Origin of the sequence: Motiliproteus sp. MSK22-1 (assembly GCF_001968815.1) — a bacterium.
Lineage (GTDB): Bacteria > Pseudomonadota > Gammaproteobacteria > Pseudomonadales > Balneatricaceae > Motiliproteus.
Genome location: NZ_MIEQ01000039.1, coordinates 37,924 through 60,045 on the forward strand (window position 1 = coordinate 37,924; position 22,122 = coordinate 60,045).

Below are 22,122 nucleotides of genomic sequence, written 5' to 3' on the forward strand. Positions count from 1 at the left end.
CTGAATAATCTGAATCGGTAAATGCTTCCAACTATTTGGTACTGGGGGGGGATTAAAGCCTGCTGATGACTCCCGATGGATTTATTGGGTAAAGTTATTGTGCAAATTTTATCTGGTATGTTTGTTCAAACTCTCTTGGTCCTGTTGTAGGGACGTTACCTGATCGATGATAATCCCGGTCAGTGATACTCGGTAAGGAAATGATGAATACACAAATTGATCATCTTGTCATTGGTGCTGAGACTCTTGCTCAGGGCGTCAGCTACGTGCGAAAAAGCCTGGGGGTCGATATACCTGCTGGTGGTGTACATGTGAAGATGGGAACCCATAATCATCTGATGCAACTTGGGGATGATACTTTTCTCGAGGTGATTTCGCTTAACCCCGAGCTTGAATCACCTGAAAGGCCACGGTGGTATGGTTTGGATGATCCGTTTGTCAGACAACAACTCAGACTGCAACCTGCATTGCTGACCTGGGTGGTTAATACCCAGGATATCAGTGCCCTGATGAGGCAGGCAAATATCTCATTCGGTACGGTTGAGTCCGTGAGTCGCAATAATTTAGACTGGTATTTTGGTGTCCCTGATGATGGACGATTGCTGGCCGGAGGTATGCTTCCCTATGCCATGCAATGGCTAACGGAAATGCATCCGTCTAATCAGATGGCTGATCTTGGCTGCCGACTGCAGGGATTGGAGATTTACCATCCTCATCCTGCTTGGCTGTTATCGGTTCTGGAATCTATCGGGGCTGAAAAACTTATCGGAGTTCATGCGCTGGCGAGTGATCAGGTTCCTTATCTGGCAGCGAAAATCAGTACACCAAATGGGATAAAAACGTTATACAGTCTAGAAAATATGTTACGCAATTCGGTATAGCAGTTCTATTGCGTAGTTGGGAAACGACGATAGGAGTTGTAAATGATTCATCTTATATGTGGGCCAATAGGGGCCGGGAAAACAACTGTTGCTCATATCGTTTCTGAAAAATGCGGTGCTATTCGTTTTTCTGAAGATGAATGGCTTGATCGTCTTTTTGTAGCCGATGCTCCTGAAGGATTGTTGAATGAGCCGGTAGAGGATGTTACAGCATGGGCGGCAGAAAAATACCACCGCTGTCGAGGACAAATCTGGAAAATCTGTGACCAGCTGTTGGAACAGAGATTGTCAGTAGTATTGGATGGCGCTGCAGCCAATAAAGAGCAACGTGATCTGATCAGAAAGAAAGCAAAGCAATATGATGTGGATTTTCAGCTTCATTATGTGACTGCTGAAGTTGAAACCAGGCGTCAACGAATTATTGAAAGAAATGCTGAAAAGAGTAAAACATTCTCCTTGAAAGTAACGCCTGAAATGTTTGACATGATGGAAGCTTTTTTTGAAGCTCCAACCACTGAAGAGCTTGTGGGAGCACAGATTATAGATAACTACTGAGGGTTGATTGATTAATGAGTTTCTTGATCGAGTAGTGGTAATAGTATGATTGAACGAGTTCGTGGTAACTATATTGGTCGGAACAAATCTTCTGCCTATAATGACCTGGTCTGCACCGTTGCTACATCTTCGGATACCCGTCTCGATATGTCGGGTCAAGTGAAAGATACCCTGGATACGATTGAAAAGAATCTGATCGAGCTTGGTTCTGGTAAGAACAGAATTATTTCGGCACAGGTTTATATTGCCAGGATGGCTGATAAACCGATTATGGATAACATCTGGAAGAGTTGGATTGGTGACTATCCAGAAGATTGGCCCCAGAGAGCTTGCCTGGGGGTGAATCTTGAGGGGGACACGTTGATAGAAGTGACGGTAATGGCGGTAAGAGACACTGGAGAAAGCCCATAAGTAAAGAGGCTGATTATCTAATTCTGCTGCTGAAATACGATAAATGATTCTATGTTCTAATTGGTAGCACCCTCTTAATAAGAGCGCTTTCTATAGCCCCAGGTAGTTGGATATTTCATAGATATCGGGCTTGCCTTCCTCGAATCCGAAGTAACATACGTCTTCCTGATTCCCTGTTTTTTCATCAATAATTCCGATGACGAACTCGGTCTTATGCTGCCTGGCCAGTGAGTAGAGAAAATTAAGCGGCTCTTTTAACTCCATCCGCTTTTGTACTTCAATATGAATGCCCAGTCGCTCGGAAATCTGCTGAGATGGACTGGATTCCTGCTGGGCATGGCTGGCGTTGCTGGTGGATGATTCCAACCAGGCATTTATTGCCGAGCTAATATCCGTTTTTGGCAGAGCATCAATGCCATCTGTATGATCAATCTGTACGTATAGTTTCATCGCTGTCCGGCTCTTGTCATTGATTAAATTGATAAAACTTAATCGAGAAATGTATTCGATATCGGCATAGCATTCTATCAGGGGAGCTCTTTAATAGACTAGCCGTGATTTTGGTCGCTGTACTTCTAAACCTGTACTGCGTTTAAAGGTTAAGTGGTGCTGTTTGCTAATGCTAAAAATAAGAACAAATCTTAAGGTGTAATTCCTCATCTTCGACTAATCTGATTGTAAAGAAATGGATACTGTCCAGAACCGGTTGCCGCGCAGAACCCACTTCCGTGCAGAACCGACTTTCATAGGGAGCTTGCGATGATAAACCTGTATGCCAGAGACTCTATCATCGAATTCATAGTTAAAAAGCTTGATTACAAGCTTCGTTGTGCGCTTTCAAAACACAGGGTTCCGACAATTCATCAAAAGGCATTAGAGACCCTGCGTAGAGATGGGTGTGTGGTTTTTCCTGAATACTTTACTCTTCAGCAGGTGGCAGAATTTCAAGCAGATATTGAACAGGCTAAACGTAATGCATCTGCCGACAGGATAAAGTATGGCCATATTGATACCGGTATTTCCCGTGTTTTTGATCTGACAGAGGTTGCACCCTCTACTAACATCATTTTTGAAGATCCAATGGTGCTGGATATCATTAAAGGTTATTGCTCACGAGATTGCCGGTTACTTAGAAGTTTCTACGAGGAAAAAAAAGAACTCGGAGTCTCTTCACAATCGAATCATACTCATTTTGACGACTGGCGCCACCGGGTCAAGGTCTGGGTTTATCTGACGGATGTGACAGAGAAACAGGCGCCCACCAGGATCATGCTCGGTAGTCAAAAAGATCATTGGTGGCGGTTCTGGCATGAATACAACTATTACCTTCATTTTCGTACCGATGAAAATAATCAATTTACGCCCTTAACAGATTATTCCGGAATGTTCTGGCCTCATGAGGTTGAGACGATTCGAAAGAGATGGAACTATCGTGAAAAAGCGATCACCGGTAAAGCAGGTACTCTGTTTATCTTCGATTCTCGTGCCCTGCATCGGTCCACGGTACTGGAAGAGGGGGAGCGTAAAATCATTACCGGTTATTACACCTATAAGGGCCTTGGCCTATAAGGCGAACAGGAGCAGCATTCAGCTCATGGAGCCTGGGTCTTTTAGGCATTGCTGATCAAAAAGTCTGTCCAAGTACTGACAGGTAATGATTAACCTTCTGAGAAGAGAGGTTTTCAGGGTTAAGTTTATCTGCAATTTTGAGCACCAGTTCCAATTGTTTTAGCGAGTTCTGATCGTTGTCAGTGAGTGAAGCAGCTGTTTCAGAGTGCCTGTACTGGCTTAATTCAGCGGTGACTGTTTTTATATCCGTGGCCATGGAAGAGGGGGTTGAACCATCAAAATTGTTGATGATGGATTTAGCTTTTTGTAAGGTGCTTATCAGGTTGTCGCTGGCGTCTACCTCCTTCAACTGCTTGCTAAAACGATCAATAAACTGGGTTAGATCACCGAGAGCACCGGTAAGTTCTTGGTTGTCTGAAGTGGTGGAGGCTGGGCTTAGTCTGTTTGCTTCCTCTGAGCTGAGAAACCCGTATTCTTTTAAACGTTCAATAAATGCAGGCGTAATTTTTAGCGTATGAGGCCCGCCGCTAAAAAACTCTTCGTTGAGTTTTTGGATTTTCTGCGCTCTGGTTGAAAGATCAACATTGGAGCGATTACCTTCTTGTGTATCAGCTGATTTATTCTCTGCGACATTATTGGCAGCGGAAGCCGAAGCCGTTTCTATATCGTTGTTTTGCACGCTGGGAGCTTCGTAACGGATTGAACTGATACTGGACATTCCTTTTGGTCCTATAGTGAGGGTACCCGGGTCGGTAACCTGATTAAGTGTCTTGATTATTTAATTTCGTTAATAGGCATATACAAGATATGTGCCACTGTTTAAATGTAAAAAACTCCCTGATTGTGGGGAATGTTTGAACCCTATTCTTCGGGTCTGGCAGTTAATTGCATCTGATGCGGCAAAATATAGCCTTATCAGGAGCCCGAATGAATTTCAGGGCGTTATAAAACAACCAATAAAAAAGCACTGCGGTGGCAGTGCTTTTTGCGTCTCTAGAGCTCGGTTGTGCTGATTTGGCCGTTGCTTTATTGAGCGTCTAGCCTGACGTCATCCAACAGGTAATCCGGATAGATACTATTGTTGTCATGATCATAGACTTCAAAGTAAACACGTGCCCGTTGAAGCGTGCCTGTGGGGGTAAACGTGGCGCTGCCGCTGAGCTTAAACCATTCGTTTGAAGGAGGGTTACTCAGATTGGCTATCTTAATCCAGTGGCGGCCACTATCATCAGTGTAATCAATAGTCATTTTAACTCTGTCGGAATCGCCGGATATCTTGAGCCAGGCGCTGCCCGAGTAGAGAGTGTCAGCTTGCAGATAGTCGGTAACAAATTGCTCTGTTCCGTGATATCGCTTATTACGGCCTGTGACCGATAAGGAATATCCGCCCGAGTGTGCATCAGCCGCAGACTGAGTAATGGTCGCGCTGTTTGCTGACCAGGAGACTGTGCTGTTTTCAAACCCTCCATTTATGATTACTGCGCCGGTATGACGAACTTCGATGAGTAGTGTGGATTGAGCATCAGCTCCGTGGCCATCAGAAACATTGATAGTAAATGTATTCAGACCTAGGTCATCAGTGGTGGGGAGGCCAGTTAATACTCCGCTTGCTTCGACAGTTAACCAGGCAGGACCACTAAGCTTTGAAAATGTGAGCTGATCTCCATCAGCATCTTCAGCGTCTTCGATTAAAGAGCTATTGAATACACTACCTATATTAACCTGATTCTTATCAATGGGGTTTGCCATAAAGACTGGAGGATGGTTCACATCCGCAACGGAAATCTCAATGACGGCTTCATCGCTTCCGCCGTTTCCATCAATTACTTGAACAAGAAATTGATTAATTCCTACGTCAGCATTTTCTGGAGTTCCGCTGACATCTCCGTCAATGCTCAGAGCGAGCCATTCCGGTCCGCTGAGTTTTTGAAACGCCAATGGATCGCCCTCTGGATCAATAACAGCACTAACGATTGATTGGGTGTAATTTTCGCTCTCAATTGCTTCAGCCAGAGAAACCGGATTTGCAGTAAATTGAGGTGGCTGGTTGCCAGGGAACTGACGTTCCATAAACACATCATCAATCCGATAATCAGAATAGTTCCCGTTTCCATTACTGTCATAGACTTCGAAGTAAACCCTTGCCTTCTGTAGTGTTCCTATCCAGGACATATCGACACTGCCGGAAATCTGGAACCATTCGCCTATCGTTGGATTACTTTGATTGACAATATTGTTCCAGTGCCGACCGGTATCATCCGTATAATCAAGAGACATTTTGACCCGGTCAGAAGGCGACTCGATTTTGAGCCATGCGCTTCCCACATAAGTCGAGCCATTGGTTACCCGATCTATGATCGTCTGGTCTAATCCGTAGTAACGTGCTGTTCGATCAGATATCAGCATTGATTGAGGTTTAGAATGAAAATCAAGCGTATCGGGTGTCAGGGTTGCGTTGTACTCGTTCCAGTCAATCGTGCCTTTGCTGAATTTTCCATTCTTAATAATGTCCAGAGAGGTTGCGGCATCCGGGCCAAACCGCATTCGGGACTGTCCGGATTCGTGGGCTCCAATATCGGGTAATCCATTGGCGTTATCATTAAAATTAGCAAGGGGTATGCCGGCATCATAGCCTGCAGAGCTGGAGTCAAGCTGAAAGTTTCCGGTTCCTTCCTGATCCAGTTCCCAATTCCCCTGTCCGTAGTTGAGAGCATAATAGGGACGGTCGTTGATTCCGTTAGGTTCACTCCCTTCGTAAGCTGTGATTTGGCCATGGTAGAGATCAAAGTCAAAGCTATTGCTGGTATCGAGTCCTCTGTCTTTTATCGCTGCCGCGCTGCTTTTATACATATGGAGAATATTATTTCGTGCAATCAGATTATCCATTCCAGTACCGTGATCGGTGATACCTGAGTGGTTACCGATATATTCTCCGTTGGTATCCTGTGGTTGAAGAATGCTATTGTGGAACACATAGATTCTGCCGCCCCAGTAGATACCGTGATCCCCTGTTCCACCATCATCTCCACCAGCTTTAACAAATACGCCGTTGTGGGAGTTATCTGAACAATCAGTAATCGTGGTGATATTGCGCCAGATATAAGTAGGGCCAACAGACACGGTTGCAGTAGCAACATCGGTGTAAGTGTGACTGAAGTAATTTCCCCAGATTCTTATATTTTTTCCGGCGCCTTCTGACTCGACTGCATCATCCCAGTTGTACGAAAAAATATTTCCATAGATATCCATGTCCGCTTTAGCGAAGCCACCGTAGGAAAAGTTGTGCTTGCCGCCAACTATATCGTTGAAGCGGTGATCATTATCGGAGTAAAAATGGTTGTAGCGAATAACATGATTACCCTGGGTTTGATACAGGGTAACGCCATGGGGGCCGTTAGGGTGGTCATCATTGGTTTCCGGATTGATTTCATCCCAACTATTGGAATCCGTACTTGGATGGTGAATTTGGTTCCGCTGGATGATTATCTGCTGAATGTTTTCGGTGTTGGCGGAACCAACCACATAAACCCCCGCCTGTTGATTGATACCAAACGGGCAAGGACCCGAGCCACAGATGCCATTGCTACCCCAGTCGCTGATATCGTTATCTTCGATAATGACTTTCTTTTGAGTGTATTCTTCTGAAGTGGGCTCAATACTGATTGCTGACTTATTTGCTCCTTTCAGTGTTAATCCCCTGACAATGACGTAAGAGGCATTAATTTCAATGTTGTGGTCGGCGTTTTTTGCAACATCTATAGTGGCCTCTCCGGTTGAACCAACGGTATATAAACGATAGCTATCCGGAGTCCCTGATTCAGTAATACGCAGTGTTTGATCTGATAAGGCTGGCAATTCAATGACTTCTCCTATCGGAAAGTCTTCGCTCCAGGTGGTGCCGGTTAATAGTTTAGTAGTACCACTCTGGTCAAGCTTCAGCTCTATCTCGTAAGTAGTATCGGGAGTTAGATGAACCAGGCTCCCTCTATATTCCGCGTTTCGTTCATCGAACCATAAATCAAGTCCATCTTGCCATTCAGTTTCATGTTGTTGTCGATACCTGACTTTTGCGGTGTTTTCATTTGAGCCGTCCGTTGGGCTCCAGTATAAACCCAGTGATTCAAACGTCGGCACGATGCTTTTATCGCCGATGGGTTCCTGAGGCGTTAATTCAAGATTAATATCATCAATCAGGTAATTGGAATAAATACCGTTGTTTTGATCATCATCGACTTCAAAATATACAACAGCTCGATCAAGAGTTCCTGACCATGAGGCGGTAAATCCTCCTGAAATATGGTACCACTGGTTGGCAACGGGGTTGTTTATAACGGCCACTCGTTGATATTCACGACTTCCATTTGCAAGGTAATACTTGATCGTCATTTTCACCTGGTCAGAGGGGGATGACAGCTTAATCCAGGCTCCGCCCATATACAGAGAATCAAGAGATATTCGATCAGTGATGTCCTGCAATGTTCCATGATGTTTTTTGGTTCTGTTACTGATCTGAAGAGCCTGGAGACCCTTATGCATATCCTCTGTGGTGATCGATATACTTGCGCCATAGGGCTCCCAGAACTGTATCGGGTCGGCTTCGATATCTCCATTTTCAATTAAGTCTGCACCCAGCGCCATAACGGCAGCAGGGAAAAGATGGGTTATGGTTAAACAGAAAATGAGTGTTAATCCTGGAATGTTTCTGATAATTCGCTGGAACTTGAATATGGGCTCTGAACATGTTGATTCCCTGGATATTAGATCTTCCATTATCCCTTTCCTCTTAATAATGGCTGCTGTGATTGGGTGTTGATAGTCACCGTTTTTGAATAATTGTTACAATAAGGTTTTATTAATTTATCTATGATAATTAGAAATAACATAGCCGTTAAATCAACGGAAATCCTGATTAAATAAAGAATGATCTGAATCATTTATTATCAGGCTTATAGTATTTATTTTAATTAGAGTTAGTTAAATTAAATGATACTAATATTTTATGAAATGCTTGAAATAAACTCGAAAGATGAATACTTCAGTAAAGAAACCTAAGTAGTTTATCAGTGCGTACACATCTTCTTCGAACTTTACTGCGTTTACGGAGAGTAGAATAGTGAGTTGAGTTGCAAGCGGAACAATCAAGTATCAAGTCCTTAACGATCCGTCAAAATTGAAATTTATATCCTAAAAACATTTATTTATCAATGTGATAATTTGTTTTTGTGTTTTTGGAAAAGACCTTAATGGTCTTTGTCAAAATGAACAATGGCTGCTTCCTTCGCTATTTGTAACTTATTTAATGAGCGGGTCGAGGGAATCGGGTCCATACTGTTGAACGTTGGAATTATTTGTTTTCAGAACCTAAATTGTCAAGGTTATCCGAATATAGGGACAACAGTTACCGCTGTACATGACGTTGGCCTGTTGGGGTAGGCATTGAGGGTATATTTGTATGGAGTCGATTTTATGAATAATAAACTGTGTGCGGCCTTATTGGGTATGGGAGTGATGTTTGGTTCATTTTCAGTTAGTGCTGAAGATCGGCCGATGGGTTTTTTTGTGACAAGTGTGGGGATGGGAAATGGTGGCGATCTGGGAGGTCTGGAAGGCGCGGATGCACACTGTAAAAAACTGGCGACAGCAGTCGGAGCAGGGAATCGGGATTGGCGTGCCTATCTCAGTACTGAAGCACCAAAGAAAAGAGGCGTTTTTGCTCGCCAAAGGATCGGTAACGGTCCTTGGTACAATGCCCATGGTGTTCTTATCGCAACTAATGCCACAGATCTTCATCTTTATAACAAGACGATAACGCTTGAGACCGCGCTTGATGAGGCGGGTAATAGAATTAAGGGCCGTGGTGACAAACCAAACGAACACGATATTCTTACCGGCACCCAGGAAGATGGAACGCCTTATTTTCCTGATGATAAGGACCATACCTGCAACAATTGGACGAGCAGTAATGAGGGTAGCGCCCAGCTAGGGCATCATGATCGTCACGGCGGTGGTAATACTTCCTGGAATTCAGCTCATGCCTCTCGGGGCTGCAGCCAGGAAGCCCTTAAAAAAACTGGCGGGGCGGGGAAGTTCTATTGTTTTGCCGCAGACTAGTCGGGTTTTTTCGATTGTTACAGAGTACTTGGTCCGAGGAAAGCAAGTACTCTGTGAAATATGAGTGAGCTTGTCTTCAAAACAGGGGTGTCATTCTGACAGTCGGCCTGTTTTGCTTAATATACAGCGCTTTAATTGTGTACTGTGTTTTGACTACAAACAGCCCCAGACAGTACAGTCGCATCAGCGATTGAATTGGGCAACTTGGTTTTGCTGGCTCATTACACGTTGGGCTAAGTCTGCGGTAGCAGTGTCTATTTTCTTTGCACTGACGGCAGACTCTTCTGAGACTCGACTGATCTTCGCAATACTCTGATTTAACTTTTCACCTAAGGCTTTGCTTGCTTTTACCGTTTGCTCGCGTTTAATTGAATTTCCGACCAGGAGGCGAAATTCATGCATCTTCATCAACTCAGATACTTTGTTGCAATTGTTGAAACGGGGAGTGTTACTAAGGCTGCGCAAAAGTGCTATGTGTCGCAGCCGTCCATCAGTCAGCAAATGGCTAAGCTGGAAGACAGTGTCGGGCATAAGTTTTTTAATCGTGCAGGCAGAAAACAGGAGCTGACGGAAGCTGGCAAACTGATGTATCAGCAGGCCAGGCAAATTATTGAGTCGGTTGATTCGACGAAGAAATTAATGAGTGATGTCAGGGACTCAGCTCATGGAAAGATCTCCATCGGAATCAATCCCACTATCGGGCCTTGTGTACTCCCGACACTCCTGCTGAGACTATCGGACAGATACCCTGCTGCAATGATAGAAGTTCGTGAAGGGGTTTCTGAGGTACTGCAATCTGCCTGTGCAAGAGATGAGTTAGATATTGTTATAACGGCAAGTCCCAAGATCGAAGCGAGTCTTGAATCTGAAGTATTGATGGAAGACCGGTTTTATATAGCCATAAACAGTGACCATCCTCTTGCCTCAAAAGACACCGTAGTCCTGGCTGATTTGGCGACTGAACCATTCATACTGCTGGATGATATTCACTGCCTGGCCAGGCAGATAGAGCATTTTTGCTTTGATCAGGAATTTATTCCAAAAATACTGTTTCAGGCTAGCCATGTTATTACGGTTAAACAGCTTTTGATGACAAATTATGGGGTGACTATACTGCCGGGACTTGTGAGGGATGAGAATTATGACAAGAATATAAGTTATTTTAGCCTCGATACCGATGAAGCCAAGCGGGAGATTATCCTGATCAAGAAGCCTGATCGGTATATAAATCAGGTGACAGAAGAGTTTATGGCTATTACCAGGGAGTACTGTGGGCAGCTTATGGTAAACCAAAGGGCTGGGTAGCCCTTTTACATTGATTGACCGGCATAACTCCTCCAGGCAGGGAAAGACCAGGACAAGTTTTTACCGCTGTTTGTTCAGCGTAGGATAACCTTCAAGATAAACCCAGTCCTGGGATTTCGCTGGAGTATGACAACCAAGGCAATCCTGCTGGTAGTTAGCAGAGACATTGCTGTTTTCTGCACCAGGTTTGATTAGTGCCCAGCCCCAGCCGTCCCCCCAGGAGTTGTTATCGGAGAAACGTCCTTTTTTGTCCTTGATCATAATGAACCATTGTTTGACTGAAGAAGTCGCATAACTCACCCCTTTTCCTGTTGTGAAATCTCCGGAGTGAGATGCACGAAGCTCCTTGACCAGCGTGGCACCGTCTGGAAATGCTCCTGTTTTACGGAAGGATTCAACACTGCGGCGCTCAGTGTAGACATCATGAAATCCACTTGCGCCTCCTGTCGGAACAAACCAGGAACCCAGGTGAACCATGTTAGTGCGAAAATCATCAGGTAAGCTGATGTTTCCATCTTTATCGACGTAGGGGGAAAAGGAAGCCGTGTCTGCCAGAATGTTCCCCGTTTGGAGTAGAAGAGAGAACGCTATTGTCTGTACTGCTGCTTTTCGGAAGGTATTCATTGTATTGTCCTTCATGACAGGTATTGTGAATCAACCGGGTGGTTATTTTTCTTTATATTTCTGTACGGACTCTTTGTGGTTATGTGATTTCAGAATATTTCGTTGGATTGACTAAATCGAATACTTATTTCTTATGGAAGTATTGGCATCTCCTATAGGTAGCGCTAAGGGCTAAGGGTTGGCTTTGGTGATTTTGATCATATGGGTAATCGATTTCTGGACTATTCTGTGCAGCGTTGTTGCATGATCACTTGCAGATTCATACCACTTGGCATCAGATTGGATCTGAATTAATTCATCACCGTTTAAATGACTGGAGAAGAACGAATGTCCATTAAACTGATCGGTTCTACAACGTCACCATTTGTTCGCAGACTGCGCTTGTGGCTACAGGGTGTAGATTACGAGTTTGTTGCATTGAATATATTCGAAGGAGAGGGCCGAGAAGCTCTGAAAACCTATAATCCTGTCCAGAAGGTGCCTGCGCTGATTGACGGTGAGCAGGAGATATACGATTCGCGAGTAATTTTTCGTTATCTGAGCCAAAAATTTGAGAAACCTTCGCTTTCCTGGGATGAAGAGAATTCTCTTACAGTCATTGATGCTGCTAATGATTCTTTTGTTTCTTTGTTGTTGTTATCTCGTAGTGGTGTGCCGACTGATCAGGATGGGATTTTCTTCACCTTACAACAGGAGCGGATTAAACGAACTTTAACACTGCTTGATGAGCAGGTCGGGGCCGGTAAATTTAAACAGTGGGATTATCCAGCGATTTGTCTGTTTTGCATGATTGATTGGGTGATGTTACGGGAATTGTGCGACTTCAGTGTTTACCCTGATCTACTGCGTTTTCGTCATCAGTGTCTTAAGCGGGATGGTGTGGAGAACACTGATCCCCGTAAGGGATAGAAAAAAACAGCACAGGTTGATGCCTTTTCAAGTCGTAGACTGTTCATCGGACTCTATGAACAATAGACTTGTTGGTTCGAGCAGATGAATATAGGGAGAAATAGCGCTTATGCGTCTTGATGATCGCTTGGTTTGATCTCTGGGTTATAGAGCCCAAACGCCAGTGTTAGCTGCTCTTTCAGCCGTTCGTAGTAACTGTTTAGCTCTGCCGTGGCTGGTTCAGATTTCGAGGCTGATGATTCGAGTAAATTCTTCAAATTCCAGCCGAGCCGTTTAACCAGCCACAACAATTCGTATTGCATTGCATCGATTTCTTTCAGACAGCTGTAGTTATCTGAATCAGTAGGGTCAAGTTCGCTCATCAACCAATCGTTTAGCTGGCCATCACTGATCCCTGAATTATCACGCAATGAAATAATTGATTGCATCATGGTGGCAACGCTCAGGCTTTCCGTTCGTTTAGATGCAACTATTTCACTGCTCAAGTCAGCCAGCGGAGCCAGCAAAGACAGTAGTTGGGAGTTTATTGCTCGTACCCGTTCCAGATTGACGGGTTGGACTGATTGTTTGTTATCAATTTGGTCAAGTTCAGATCGAGACAGTATCCGCATCAGCGCAGAGTGAATGGACTCGTTAAAACTGCTGCGATGAATCTTGAAGTAGGGTAAAGCTTCGTGAATTGATCCTTTTGAGTAGCTTAGTTCATTGGTACATAGGTTGTGGAGTAAATCGGAGCTGGCCACTATTTGACCCAGTGGGCCCAGCATTGTTGCAGCTTTACGAGTCGGGTAGCCTGTTTGATCGAGCCGTTCATGGTGCTCAAGAATGCCACGTCCTATTGTCGAGGGTAAACCTGAAGTGTCCGCACAGCGTTGGCCGATGATAACGTGGCTTTGTAAGGCTCTCCAGTTCTCTTCACTCAGAGGAGTTTGAGTTTGTACATCTGGTGATAGGTGCAGTAATCCGACATCGTGTAGCAGGCCGCAAATATATGCTTCACGGCAATCTTCAGGAGCTAGCCCCATTTCCTTCGCGATCAATGAAGATGCCCAGCCGTTGAATAGGCTGTGTTGGAACTGTTCCGGTAGCTGGTGTGACATAACCGTTAGTTTCTGGCGCATTTGCAGTGGTAGATTGCCAGATAGACAGATGTGTCGAAATGGGTCTTCAAACTGATTTTGCTGCTGTAAATTGTTCAGTTCGGGGGACTGATCCAATATTGCCAGCGTTTTTTGATAGATCTGTTTGTCACTAAAGGTGGTTTCAAGTGAAACCTGATCGTCAATATCTTTTTTTAACTGGTGTCGCTGAAGCTGGGCTTGTGCCTTACTGTTGATCCGACTACCTTTGGCGATTAACAGCACACCGAATTGATTGAAAATATCTTCGCTGGCGGTGACTTCCTGGGTATCGTTGAGTTCGGTAAGTCGCTGCAAATAATGGTTGGTCTGTTCTGGCATGGATAGACTTCTATTCAGGTGTGGTAATTAGTGTGGCTGGACACAGACGGCTAGCGGTAGGCTGATATTCAGTGATGTTTTTTATATCGATGTTTTTTCGAACGGGATTTCGTTCGTTTTACTGAGCGTTTGGCTTTGGGGTTGATTTTGTGTAGGTGGTAGTAGCCCAGGACTAGCGTCAGCAATAGTATGAAAAAGGACAATATTTGGTTGAGTCCAAGTATTTCTAATGATATCTGCCAGGTGGTCAAAGCTGCAGCAGACCAGGCAAGGACCATCCAAAGATTACGTCCATGCATACGTTGTCCCAGTTCCGCCCAGTTAAAGACACAAAATGCTACCAGTATTACCACAACCAGAATCCAGATAAACATTTCCTATGCTCCCTGTGGCCATCGATGCCTTTGTCACTGTTTCCTAACAATAGCTGGGGCAGGCTAAGCAGCGCAATTAATATTTAGCCTAAAAACAATGAAATGGAAATCAGAAGGTGTTTTGGCGAATGTTTGAAGCCCGTTGTTCAGAGGTTCTCTTACAGCTCCTCTTGCCGCCAACGACGAGTAAGAAGGGTTATACCCAGAGAAAAAAGGCCGGATAAATCCGGCCAAACGGCATATTGCCAAGGGGATAACTTAGTTATTGAAAATTGTGAAGTTCAATGGTCCTAATACAGTGGTATCAGGTTCATTAGGGTTGGAGTACATATTGAAGTATTTTAACAACCTGTTCTGTTGACTGTGCCCAAGCCATTGCTGATGCGTCTACTTCTTTCAGAGGGTGGATGATGTCCTCGGAATGAAGCGTGATGTATGGCTTCCCTAATGCTGCACAATAGCCAGCGTCGAAGGCTGCGTTCCATTGCTTGTATTTGTCCCCAAAGCGTACGACGACCAGGTCGGCTTTTTCGATCTGTCCTTTGGTTCGAATTAAATTGACCTTGGAGGATTTATGATCCCTCCAGTAGCTATCTGTTTCCTGACCTAGCTGGTCACCGGCAGCGTCACTGGAGTCATGATCAGTTACTGGAGATAAAAACTCGATATTGAGTCCCAGAGTTTCTGACCCCTGTTTTATTTCCTCTCTCCAGTTAGAGTGAATTTCCCCGGAAAGATAGACTCTGTAGCTCATGTTTTTTCTCCTGATGCAGGTTTGTTTGTACTTAAGTTTATCGTGCTCAAATTTGAGCGCATTCAAGCTTAACTGTACTCAGTTTTGATAATACCTGGATATAGTCGTATGTCGATTCAGCAGCACTTAGCTGTGATTGTGCTTGGATATCGCCATTTTGGGATCTAAATCTGCCTGGGTTTAATAGCATCAGCTTTAGGCTTGATCGCTTCCATGCTCATTATTGTCCAGAATTTATGTGTCCCGGAAAAGTGCTTTACGGATTTAATTCCGGTGAAACTGGCGAAAAAAAGCCGAGCAAAGCTCGGCAAGAACGGATTTCGCGTCGCAGGGATCAGATGACAATGTTCATTGAAAGCTGTCATCGTCTCCCGCCAAATCAAATGTGTGGACTCGTACGAGTCAAATCAGACCGGGCTGACAATCTACAGGTTGATCTGGTTGGATAATCCCTTTTCGTCAGCCAGTCTGGCCGCCGCTGAAGCTACAGCCAGGTCCTGAAGGCCAACACCGGTGCCATCAAACAGGGTAATCTCCTCATCGGAGGTTCGCCCGGAATGAGTACCGTTGATCACCTCCCCAATAGGGGTAATGTCTTCAGCCTTAATCGCCCCAGAAGTAACGGCATGCTGGGCCTCTCCAATGGTGATGGATTGTTCCACTTCATCGGTAAACAGGGTTGCCGCTGCTAGCAATGCCGGGTCTACTTCCTGTTTACCCTTAGTGTCTGTTCCCATACAGGCAATATGAGTTCCTGGCTTGATCCATTCCTTCATTATCAGCGGTTCAAAAGCAGAAGTGATGGTAATAATAACATCGGCTTCAGCCCCCAGTTGTTCTCGTTCTACACTCTTGAAAGGCAGTCCTAACTCTTCGCAGACCTTGGCCAGTCTTGGTAGGTATTCTGGGTGTGGATTCCAGGCAATCACTTTTTCAAAGTTTCGTTGCTCGACTGCAGCACGTAGCTGAAAGGTTGACTGGTGTCCAGCTCCGACCATTGCTAATACTTTTGCGTCTTTTCTAGCCAGGTGGGCGATAGAAACGGCTGAAGATGCTGCTGTGCGAACTGCGGTCAGGTAATTACCACCGACAATGGACTTCAGTTTTCCAGTATCCGGATCGAACAAAATGACTGTTGACTGATGGTTTGTGAGGTTTTTAACTACATTCCCCGGCCAGTAACCTCCAGATTTGACACCCAGTGTCATACCTGCACGATCAAATCCGGATTTAAACCCGTAAAGTGCATCTGCATGACCTATGGCTTCACGAACAACGGGAAAATTATAGGCATCTCCCCTCGCCATAGCAGCAAATACGTTTTCAACCGCAGTAAATGCATCAGCCCTGCCAACGACTGCTTCACAAGTAGCTTCGGAGACAATGGAAATGCCTTTATCAACCGAAGGTTGGTTAGATACTGCGCTGGTAGCGGCACTTATAGAAGGCGCCATCGACTTTCTCCTTTGAATTGGACTGAAATCACCCCGAACAAAGAATCGTTCGGGATGGTCTGATCAGAATGGATTAGAACGCTTTACCGCGTGCCGATACCGGCCAAAGGGTTTCTACTTTGCCATTGCGAACGCCAACGTAATAGTCATGCACATTACAGGTTGGATCACAGTGACCAGGAACCAGCTTCAGCTTGTCGTTAACTTTTAATGCACCGTTTGGATCAGTAATAACACCGTGCTCATCTGAACACTTGATGTATTCCACATCGTCGCGGCCGAAGATGTAGGGTAGACCGCTGTCTACTGATTGAGCTTTAAGGCCTGCATCACAGATTGCTTTGTCGGCTTTAGAGTGGCTCATGATGCTGGTCAGGATGAAAAGTGAGTTTTCAAATTCGGAAATTCGCTTACCGTTTTCATCGTGGATGGTCTGGTAGTCAGCATCCATGAATGCATAAGAACCGCACTGAAGCTCGTTGAATACACCTGAGTTGCCTTCAAAGTAGTAGGAGCCCGTTCCTCCGCCACCCACAATGTCGCACTCCAGTCCTTCACTTTTGAGCATTTCAATGGTGCGGGCAACCATTTCAACCGCGATATCTATTTTTTCTTTACGGTCGGTATAATTTTGCATGTGCTGCATTGCACCCTGATATGCCTGAATGCCGGCAAACTTTAAGCCTGGCGCTGCTTCGACCGCTTTGGCAATATCGACAACTGGCTGACCTGCTTCAACACCACAACGGCCTGCGCCACAATCGATTTCCACCAGGCATTCGATTTGTGTGTCATGCCTTTGAACAGCTGCTGATAATTCCGCGACGTTTTCTATGTCATCAACGCAGCAGATAGTGCGCGCTCCAAGCTTTGGCATGCGTGCAAGACGGTCGATTTTTGCTGGATCACGAACCTGGTTTGATACCAACACATCCTTTATGCCGCCACGAGCAAAGACTTCAGCTTCTGAAACTTTCTGGCAGCAAACACCACAGCTATTTCCCAGTTTTTCCTGAAGTAGCGCAATATCTACGGATTTGTGCATTTTGCCGTGAACACGGTGACGAACGCCCATTTCTTTGGCGTACTGACCCATGGTGCGGATGTTCTTTTCGAGTGCATCCAGGTCCACAATCAGGCAAGGAGTCTGGATATCCGCTTCGTCCATACCTACAACTGCAGGTACATCGTAGCCAACTTCCTGTTCTGTGGGGGTCAACGTGGTGGGGGTCAATGAAGTCATTGGTATTCTCCTGTGGAAACTTATATCAGTTGTTAAGCCATGGGGCCTTTCTTAGTTGCTCAGCCATGGCAGTTTGTCGAGATCAACATTGCCACCGGTGATAATTACTCCGACGCGCTTTCCTTTAAACACTTCAGGGTTTTTCAGGATTGTTGCTAAGGGGACAGCGCTGCTGGGCTCCATTACTATCTTCATGCGCTTCCAGATCAGTTTCATGGCATCTACGATTTCTTCCTCGGTTGCTGTGAGGATATCGGTGACATGGTTGCTGACAAAATGCCAGGTCAGGTCTTTGAGTGGTACTTTAAGACCATCAGCTATAGTCTCAGGCGCATCATCGGCAATAATATGGCCAGCGCGAAAAGAGCGGGCGGCATCGTCGGCATTCAATGGCTCTGCGGCATAAATTTTTACTTCGGGAGCGATGTTGGATAATGTCAGGCAGGTGCCTGAGATCATTCCACCACCACCGATAGGTGCAACGACCGCATCCAGATCATCCACCTGACTGAGGAGTTCTTTTGAACAGGTTCCCTGGCCGGCAATAACCCGGGGATCGTTGTAAGGATGGACAAACTCCGCTCCGGATTCAGCGACGACTTCGGCAAATACTGCTTCTCTGGAGCTGGTTGACGGCTCACATTCTACGATAGTACCGCCATAGCCACGCACTGCATCTTTCTTAGCCTGCGGTGCTGTTTTTGGCATTACCACTGTAACAGGAATGCCTCGTTGTCCTGCTGCATAGGACAGTGACAGGGCATGGTTACCGGAAGAGTGGGTGGCCACGCCGATAGAGGCCGTTGCTTCGTCGAGTCCAAAAACAGCATTGCAGGCCCCACGTACTTTGAAGGCACCTGCTTTTTGGAAGTTCTCGCACTTGAAAAACAATTCAGCGCCAGTCAATTCGTTTAAAAATCGAGATGTCAGTACCGGTGTTTCATGGATATAGGGCTTAATGCGCTCATGGGCGACCAGTACGTCATCGTAAGTCGGAATCCTCATGGTCTGTTCGGTTGAACTGCTCATGTTGTGCCTCACGAAATAAAATGATAGATGAATAACTACTTCTTTTTTATGCTCTTATTGGAGTTTCAGTCTTTTAGGTAGCGAGCGGTACTGCGGAAGTGTTCTTGCGCAGCACGAACCCCGGAGCCCAGTTCTATCGGGTAATTAAGATCGGCCATTGCCATTTCAATGGTTGCCAATCCAGACAAAACCATAACGTCTGTCAGAGAACCCAGATGACCAATCCGGAATGCCTTGCCGTTCATTTCACCAAGACCAATACCGAAGGATACGCCGTAAGTATTGAATGCATGTTCGGTCAGTTCGTTACTGTCAAAACCTTCAGGAACATAAATAGCACTTACGGTATCGGAATAAAGCTCGGGAGAGCTGGCGCATAGTTTCATTCCCCAGGCGTCAACCGCTTTTCTGACGCCTTCAGCCAGTCTGTGATGCCGGGCATAGACATTATCGAGACCTTCTTCAAACAGCATTTTTAAGCTTTCTTTGAGTCCGTAAATCAGCTGTAGAGGTGGTGTATAGGGAAAACCACCGCTGGAATTGGCTGCCATCATGTCGCGAAAATCAAAGAAAGTGCGGGGCAGTTGGGCTGTTTCCATGGCTGCCTGCGCCTTTTGGCTCACTCCCAGGATTGCCAGGCCTGTACTTAGCATAAAGCCCTTTTGTGATCCTGATACCGCGATATCAACCCCCCAGGTATCCATCTCAAAAGGCATCGATGCCAATGAACTAACACAGTCGACAAACAATAGAGCGGGGTGATTTGAAGCATCCATCGCTTTGCGAATTGCGCCAATATCACTGCGTACACCGGTGGCCGTCTCGTTGTGAGTCGTCAAAACAGCTTTGATTTGTTGCTCGTTGTCTTCCCGAAGAATAGCTTCGAACTGATCGGCTGGTGCCCCATTGCCCCACGGGCATTCGATTATCTGAACGTCCAGGCCATGGCGCTGGCAGAGGTCGATCCAGCGGTGTGAGAACATACCATAACGCGCGATAAGTACCTTGTCTCCCGGAGAAAGTGTATTGCTGATAGTTGCTTCCCAGCCACCTGTACCGGTAGACGGGAACATGATGACCTGGCCGGTTTCAGTACCAAATACTCGTTTACAATCACGCAGTACCGGGGCAAAAGTTTCGACAAAATCCGGTGCGCGGTGGTCACGGGTTTGGACCTGCATAGCATTGCGCAAACGATCTGGGATGTTAGTTGGGCCAGGTATAAAAACCGGATTTTGATCAGACATAAGGATCTGCTCCGTAAAGTTTAATAATGGTGAATATCCTTCGCTTTGAGCCAGTGGCTTGTAAACGATGTTTCAAATACCATAAATGTTTGTATACAATTTCGCAATATGCGATAGTTTTCATAATGTGAAAAATGGCGATTTTTACCAAAGATATATACTATCTATTTGATATATATTAATTAAATAATTTTCCGTAAATGGTTTGCGTTTTCGTATTGTAAAAAATATATAATTTATCTTATTATGTGGAATAATTTTTATGGTTTTAATTGTATACATTGTTAAGTGAGGACCCTGTCGATGGCGTCACCAAAGCCGGAATCCCGTATTCAGGTCATTGATCGAGCGGCCCTTTTGCTGGATGCTATTTCTCGCTACTCGAAACCTGTCAGACTAAAAGTACTGAGTGCCGATACCGGATTACACCCATCTACGGCACATCGAATTCTCCATTCTTTAATCGCCAATCGGTTTGTTGATCGCGATGCCAGTGGTGACTATCGATTAGGGCAGCGGCTATTGCAGTTAAGTAATCGCCTGCATACCGACATCGATCTACGTGCGTTGTCGTTACCTCATATGGAAAAGCTGCGCGATAAACTGGGTGAGACCGTTAATCTAACGATTCGTGAAGGAGATGTAGTGATCTATTTTGAGAGGGTTGCACCGAACAGAATGATGCATGTCCATCAGGTTGTTGGCAGCCGTGCGCCATTGCACGTAACAGCTGTTGGCAAGCTGATGTTAGGGATGGCTGGGATGGACGAAATTCGTAGCTATGCGCAGCGTACAAATCTTCCTGCCTACACCCGTAACACTTTATCGTCATTATCTTCACTGGAAGAGGAATGCATGAAGAGCATTGAACAAGGCTATGCCCTGGACAATGAAGAAGCTGAAATTGGAGTCGGTTGTATAGGTGTCCTGCTATTCGATAGTTCGAATAATGTTACTGCAGGCCTGTCCGTGTCGGCTCCAATAGAGCGGCGAAAAGATGCTTGGGTGAATGATATTCTGGAGGCCGGTGAAGCCATCTCTTCGCAGCTTGGTTATACCCGTCCAGCTGCAAGTACAGTATTGAACCAGGCAAACTGATCGTTGGTCACCACAGGCTTCCTGTCAGTTCGATACGATTCGAGGCCTTACCGGCAAAAATCTCCATTTCAGATTCACTGCCAGGCTGCTGATAAATACCAATAGGATTCCCAGAATCTGGGACAGGTTTATATGAGTGCCGTAGATCAGGTAATCGCAGATCATAGCAACTACTGGATAAATAAAAGACATGGCTGCAATAGAAGTTACTGGCAATCTCTGAAACGCCGCATAGAGATAGATATACATAACACAGGTGTGGATCACACCCAGACCTATCAGGTAATACCAATGATTACCGATTGTAGGCACATCACTTAGCGTAGCAAATGGCCAAAGCAAAATAATACCCAGCGCAACTTGCATTAGCGCAGTGAGGTGGGGTGGTTGCTCCTGTATTTGTTTTGTTGCCAAGGTCAGGACGGCATAGAGAACTGCAGCAGCCAGTGCAAATCCAACACCTGCGATGTATGCATTAACATCCACCAGCGTTGCGACATCCAGATCAGTAACCAGAACCAATCCTATAAACGCCGTAATGACCCAGAGTAGCTGATGCCGATTGATGGTGGTTCTGAATATTAAAGCACTTAACAGCAGTACAAAGAATGGCTGTGTATGGTAAACCACGGTAGCGATAGTGATGGATGTTAATGCAAAGGATTTAAATAGGAACACCCAGTTAAAGACTAAGCAAGCGCCACCCAAAAGGGTAATCAGCACATTTCTTTTGGTAAAATATGCTGGCTTAAACAGCCCGCGATAATAACAAAAAGCGCCCAGAGCTAAGGTTCCAAACAAACAACGGTAGAACACGACATTGAACGAACTCTGGTCTGATTCAACGACGAATACACCGAGGGTACCTGACAGTATCATGGCGATAAGCATATCCAGGACGCCACCAGAGTTATGTTTTGTTTTCATGACTACCTCTTAGTAAGCGATTGAGGAACCCACCTTGCATTGGGTGGGTTTGTTATTCTAGGGTAGTCGGTTTTCTGTAAACTAGGACTCAGCTAAAGCCAAGGGTAAGTTGGGTTAGCGCAACGTAACCCAACAACAGCTTTTGATCAGGAGGGCTGATCGTTCCAGGGT

21 protein-coding genes are annotated in these 22,122 nt (G+C 45.4%); 8 read left to right on the forward strand and 13 right to left on the reverse strand.

Annotation, left to right across the window (positions count from 1 at the left end; all coding sequences use genetic code 11):
* The first annotated feature begins 200 nt into the window (after nt 1-200).
* From BGP75_RS10085 to BGP75_RS10095, 3 genes are read left to right on the forward strand one after another with little or no spacing between them, the layout of a single operon-like run.
* The gene (locus BGP75_RS10085; RefSeq protein WP_083704734.1) at nt 201-881 is read left to right on the forward strand and encodes a VOC family protein; all 681 of its coding nucleotides are present in this window, start codon (nt 201-203) and stop codon (nt 879-881) included.
* A 42-nt stretch (nt 882-923) separates the two neighbouring features.
* Nucleotides 924-1,436 carry an ATP-binding protein gene (locus BGP75_RS10090; RefSeq protein WP_076718354.1) on the forward strand — a complete coding sequence of 171 codons (513 nt, stop codon included), beginning with the start codon at nt 924-926 and terminating at the stop codon, nt 1,434-1,436.
* 45 nt (nt 1,437-1,481) lie between these two features.
* Nucleotides 1,482-1,847 (forward strand): Rid family hydrolase, encoded by a 366-nt coding sequence (locus BGP75_RS10095; RefSeq protein ID WP_076718356.1) that lies wholly within the window; start codon nt 1,482-1,484, stop codon nt 1,845-1,847.
* 90 nt (nt 1,848-1,937) lie between these two features.
* Here BGP75_RS10095 and BGP75_RS10100 read toward each other — a convergent pair whose 3' ends face one another.
* Entirely contained in the window at nt 1,938-2,297 is a 360-nt protein-coding gene (locus BGP75_RS10100; protein WP_076718358.1) for a hypothetical protein, read from the reverse strand.
* Between the two features lie 309 nt (nt 2,298-2,606).
* On the opposite strand from BGP75_RS10100, the gene BGP75_RS10105 reads away from it, so the two are divergent.
* Entirely contained in the window at nt 2,607-3,416 is an 810-nt protein-coding gene (locus BGP75_RS10105; RefSeq protein ID WP_076718360.1) for a phytanoyl-CoA dioxygenase family protein, read from the forward strand.
* Between the two features lie 55 nt (nt 3,417-3,471).
* On the opposite strand, the gene BGP75_RS10110 is transcribed toward BGP75_RS10105, so the two are convergent.
* Nucleotides 3,472-4,134: a hypothetical protein gene (locus tag BGP75_RS10110; protein WP_076718362.1), complete on the reverse strand. Its 663-nt coding sequence runs from the start codon at nt 4,132-4,134 to the stop codon at nt 3,472-3,474.
* A 308-nt stretch (nt 4,135-4,442) separates the two neighbouring features.
* Complete coding sequence (locus BGP75_RS10115) at nt 4,443-8,186, reverse strand: carbohydrate binding domain-containing protein (RefSeq protein WP_076718364.1); 3,744 nt, start codon at nt 8,184-8,186, stop codon at nt 4,443-4,445.
* A 696-nt stretch (nt 8,187-8,882) separates the two neighbouring features.
* Between BGP75_RS10115 and BGP75_RS10120 the strand changes: the two genes are divergently transcribed.
* On the forward strand, nt 8,883-9,527 hold the full coding sequence (locus tag BGP75_RS10120; protein ID WP_076718366.1) for a hypothetical protein: 645 nt from the start codon (nt 8,883-8,885) through the stop codon (nt 9,525-9,527).
* Between the two features lie 183 nt (nt 9,528-9,710).
* Here BGP75_RS10120 and BGP75_RS10125 read toward each other — a convergent pair whose 3' ends face one another.
* Nucleotides 9,711-9,929, reverse strand: coding sequence for a hypothetical protein (locus BGP75_RS10125; protein ID WP_076718368.1), 219 nt, complete (start codon nt 9,927-9,929; stop codon nt 9,711-9,713).
* On the opposite strand from BGP75_RS10125, the gene BGP75_RS10130 reads away from it, so the two are divergent.
* Nucleotides 9,924-10,832 carry a LysR family transcriptional regulator gene (locus BGP75_RS10130; protein WP_076718370.1) on the forward strand — a complete coding sequence of 303 codons (909 nt, stop codon included), beginning with the start codon at nt 9,924-9,926 and terminating at the stop codon, nt 10,830-10,832. The genes BGP75_RS10125 and BGP75_RS10130 overlap by 6 nt on opposite strands.
* Before the next feature lie 60 nt (nt 10,833-10,892).
* Here the strand turns inward: BGP75_RS10130 and BGP75_RS10135 are convergent, their stop codons facing one another.
* Nucleotides 10,893-11,456 (reverse strand): cytochrome P460 family protein, encoded by a 564-nt coding sequence (locus tag BGP75_RS10135; RefSeq protein ID WP_076718372.1) that lies wholly within the window; start codon nt 11,454-11,456, stop codon nt 10,893-10,895.
* A gap of 327 nt (nt 11,457-11,783) precedes the next feature.
* Here BGP75_RS10135 and BGP75_RS10140 point away from each other — a divergent pair, with 327 nt between their 5' ends.
* The gene (locus tag BGP75_RS10140) at nt 11,784-12,365 is read left to right on the forward strand and encodes a glutathione S-transferase family protein (protein ID WP_233152900.1); all 582 of its coding nucleotides are present in this window, start codon (nt 11,784-11,786) and stop codon (nt 12,363-12,365) included.
* Nucleotides 12,366-12,472: 107 nt separating this feature from the next.
* On the opposite strand, the gene BGP75_RS10145 is transcribed toward BGP75_RS10140, so the two are convergent.
* The 7 genes from BGP75_RS10145 to bhcA all read right to left on the reverse strand — a co-directional run bounded on the left by BGP75_RS10145 (nt 12,473) and on the right by bhcA (nt 19,926).
* Nucleotides 12,473-13,825 carry an HD-GYP domain-containing protein gene (locus tag BGP75_RS10145; protein WP_076718374.1) on the reverse strand — a complete coding sequence of 451 codons (1,353 nt, stop codon included), beginning with the start codon at nt 13,823-13,825 and terminating at the stop codon, nt 12,473-12,475.
* Nucleotides 13,826-13,893: 68 nt separating this feature from the next.
* On the reverse strand, nt 13,894-14,199 hold the full coding sequence (locus BGP75_RS10150; protein ID WP_076718376.1) for a hypothetical protein: 306 nt from the start codon (nt 14,197-14,199) through the stop codon (nt 13,894-13,896).
* 313 nt (nt 14,200-14,512) lie between these two features.
* Nucleotides 14,513-14,953, reverse strand: a complete 441-nt coding sequence (locus tag BGP75_RS10155) for a YtoQ family protein (RefSeq protein ID WP_076718378.1) — start codon at nt 14,951-14,953, stop codon at nt 14,513-14,515.
* A gap of 425 nt (nt 14,954-15,378) precedes the next feature.
* Nucleotides 15,379-16,407 carry an iminosuccinate reductase BhcD gene (gene bhcD, locus BGP75_RS10165; protein WP_076718383.1) on the reverse strand — a complete coding sequence of 343 codons (1,029 nt, stop codon included), beginning with the start codon at nt 16,405-16,407 and terminating at the stop codon, nt 15,379-15,381.
* Nucleotides 16,408-16,480: 73 nt separating this feature from the next.
* Nucleotides 16,481-17,650 carry a 3-hydroxy-D-aspartate aldolase BhcC gene (bhcC, locus tag BGP75_RS10170; protein WP_076718385.1) on the reverse strand — a complete coding sequence of 390 codons (1,170 nt, stop codon included), beginning with the start codon at nt 17,648-17,650 and terminating at the stop codon, nt 16,481-16,483.
* A 51-nt stretch (nt 17,651-17,701) separates the two neighbouring features.
* Nucleotides 17,702-18,679 carry a beta-hydroxyaspartate dehydratase BhcB gene (gene bhcB / locus BGP75_RS10175; RefSeq protein ID WP_076718387.1) on the reverse strand — a complete coding sequence of 326 codons (978 nt, stop codon included), beginning with the start codon at nt 18,677-18,679 and terminating at the stop codon, nt 17,702-17,704.
* Nucleotides 18,680-18,744: 65 nt separating this feature from the next.
* Nucleotides 18,745-19,926 carry an L-aspartate--glyoxylate aminotransferase BhcA gene (gene bhcA, locus BGP75_RS10180; protein WP_076718389.1) on the reverse strand — a complete coding sequence of 394 codons (1,182 nt, stop codon included), beginning with the start codon at nt 19,924-19,926 and terminating at the stop codon, nt 18,745-18,747.
* Between the two features lie 303 nt (nt 19,927-20,229).
* Here bhcA and BGP75_RS10185 point away from each other — a divergent pair, with 303 nt between their 5' ends.
* On the forward strand, nt 20,230-21,024 hold the full coding sequence (locus tag BGP75_RS10185; protein ID WP_076718392.1) for an IclR family transcriptional regulator: 795 nt from the start codon (nt 20,230-20,232) through the stop codon (nt 21,022-21,024).
* 24 nt (nt 21,025-21,048) lie between these two features.
* On the opposite strand, the gene BGP75_RS10190 is transcribed toward BGP75_RS10185, so the two are convergent.
* Nucleotides 21,049-21,951, reverse strand: coding sequence for a DMT family transporter (locus BGP75_RS10190; RefSeq protein ID WP_076718394.1), 903 nt, complete (start codon nt 21,949-21,951; stop codon nt 21,049-21,051).
* Between the last annotated feature and the right edge of the window lie 171 nt (nt 21,952-22,122).

What these genes read in the sequence shown, in the direction of transcription:
- BGP75_RS10085 (WP_083704734.1), top strand. Translation starts at nt 201, where the DNA reads ATGATGAATACACAAATTGATCATCTTGTCATTGGTGCTGAGACTCTT.
- BGP75_RS10090 (WP_076718354.1), top strand. Translation starts at nt 924, where the DNA reads ATGATTCATCTTATATGTGGGCCAATAGGGGCCGGGAAAACAACTGTT.
- BGP75_RS10095 (WP_076718356.1), top strand. Translation starts at nt 1,482, where the DNA reads ATGATTGAACGAGTTCGTGGTAACTATATTGGTCGGAACAAATCTTCT.
- BGP75_RS10100 (WP_076718358.1), bottom strand. Translation starts at nt 2,297, where the DNA reads ATGAAACTATACGTACAGATTGATCATACAGATGGCATTGATGCTCTG.
- BGP75_RS10105 (WP_076718360.1), top strand. Translation starts at nt 2,607, where the DNA reads ATGATAAACCTGTATGCCAGAGACTCTATCATCGAATTCATAGTTAAA.
- BGP75_RS10110 (WP_076718362.1), bottom strand. Translation starts at nt 4,134, where the DNA reads ATGTCCAGTATCAGTTCAATCCGTTACGAAGCTCCCAGCGTGCAAAAC.
- BGP75_RS10115 (WP_076718364.1), bottom strand. Translation starts at nt 8,186, where the DNA reads ATGGAAGATCTAATATCCAGGGAATCAACATGTTCAGAGCCCATATTC.
- BGP75_RS10120 (WP_076718366.1), top strand. Translation starts at nt 8,883, where the DNA reads ATGAATAATAAACTGTGTGCGGCCTTATTGGGTATGGGAGTGATGTTT.
- BGP75_RS10130 (WP_076718370.1), top strand. Translation starts at nt 9,924, where the DNA reads ATGCATCTTCATCAACTCAGATACTTTGTTGCAATTGTTGAAACGGGG.
- BGP75_RS10125 (WP_076718368.1), bottom strand. Translation starts at nt 9,929, where the DNA reads ATGCATGAATTTCGCCTCCTGGTCGGAAATTCAATTAAACGCGAGCAA.
- BGP75_RS10135 (WP_076718372.1), bottom strand. Translation starts at nt 11,456, where the DNA reads ATGAATACCTTCCGAAAAGCAGCAGTACAGACAATAGCGTTCTCTCTT.
- BGP75_RS10140 (WP_233152900.1), top strand. Translation starts at nt 11,784, where the DNA reads ATGTCCATTAAACTGATCGGTTCTACAACGTCACCATTTGTTCGCAGA.
- BGP75_RS10145 (WP_076718374.1), bottom strand. Translation starts at nt 13,825, where the DNA reads ATGCCAGAACAGACCAACCATTATTTGCAGCGACTTACCGAACTCAAC.
- BGP75_RS10150 (WP_076718376.1), bottom strand. Translation starts at nt 14,199, where the DNA reads ATGTTTATCTGGATTCTGGTTGTGGTAATACTGGTAGCATTTTGTGTC.
- BGP75_RS10155 (WP_076718378.1), bottom strand. Translation starts at nt 14,953, where the DNA reads ATGAGCTACAGAGTCTATCTTTCCGGGGAAATTCACTCTAACTGGAGA.
- bhcD (WP_076718383.1), bottom strand. Translation starts at nt 16,407, where the DNA reads ATGGCGCCTTCTATAAGTGCCGCTACCAGCGCAGTATCTAACCAACCT.
- bhcC (WP_076718385.1), bottom strand. Translation starts at nt 17,650, where the DNA reads ATGACTTCATTGACCCCCACCACGTTGACCCCCACAGAACAGGAAGTT.
- bhcB (WP_076718387.1), bottom strand. Translation starts at nt 18,679, where the DNA reads ATGAGCAGTTCAACCGAACAGACCATGAGGATTCCGACTTACGATGAC.
- bhcA (WP_076718389.1), bottom strand. Translation starts at nt 19,926, where the DNA reads ATGTCTGATCAAAATCCGGTTTTTATACCTGGCCCAACTAACATCCCA.
- BGP75_RS10185 (WP_076718392.1), top strand. Translation starts at nt 20,230, where the DNA reads ATGGCGTCACCAAAGCCGGAATCCCGTATTCAGGTCATTGATCGAGCG.
- BGP75_RS10190 (WP_076718394.1), bottom strand. Translation starts at nt 21,951, where the DNA reads ATGAAAACAAAACATAACTCTGGTGGCGTCCTGGATATGCTTATCGCC.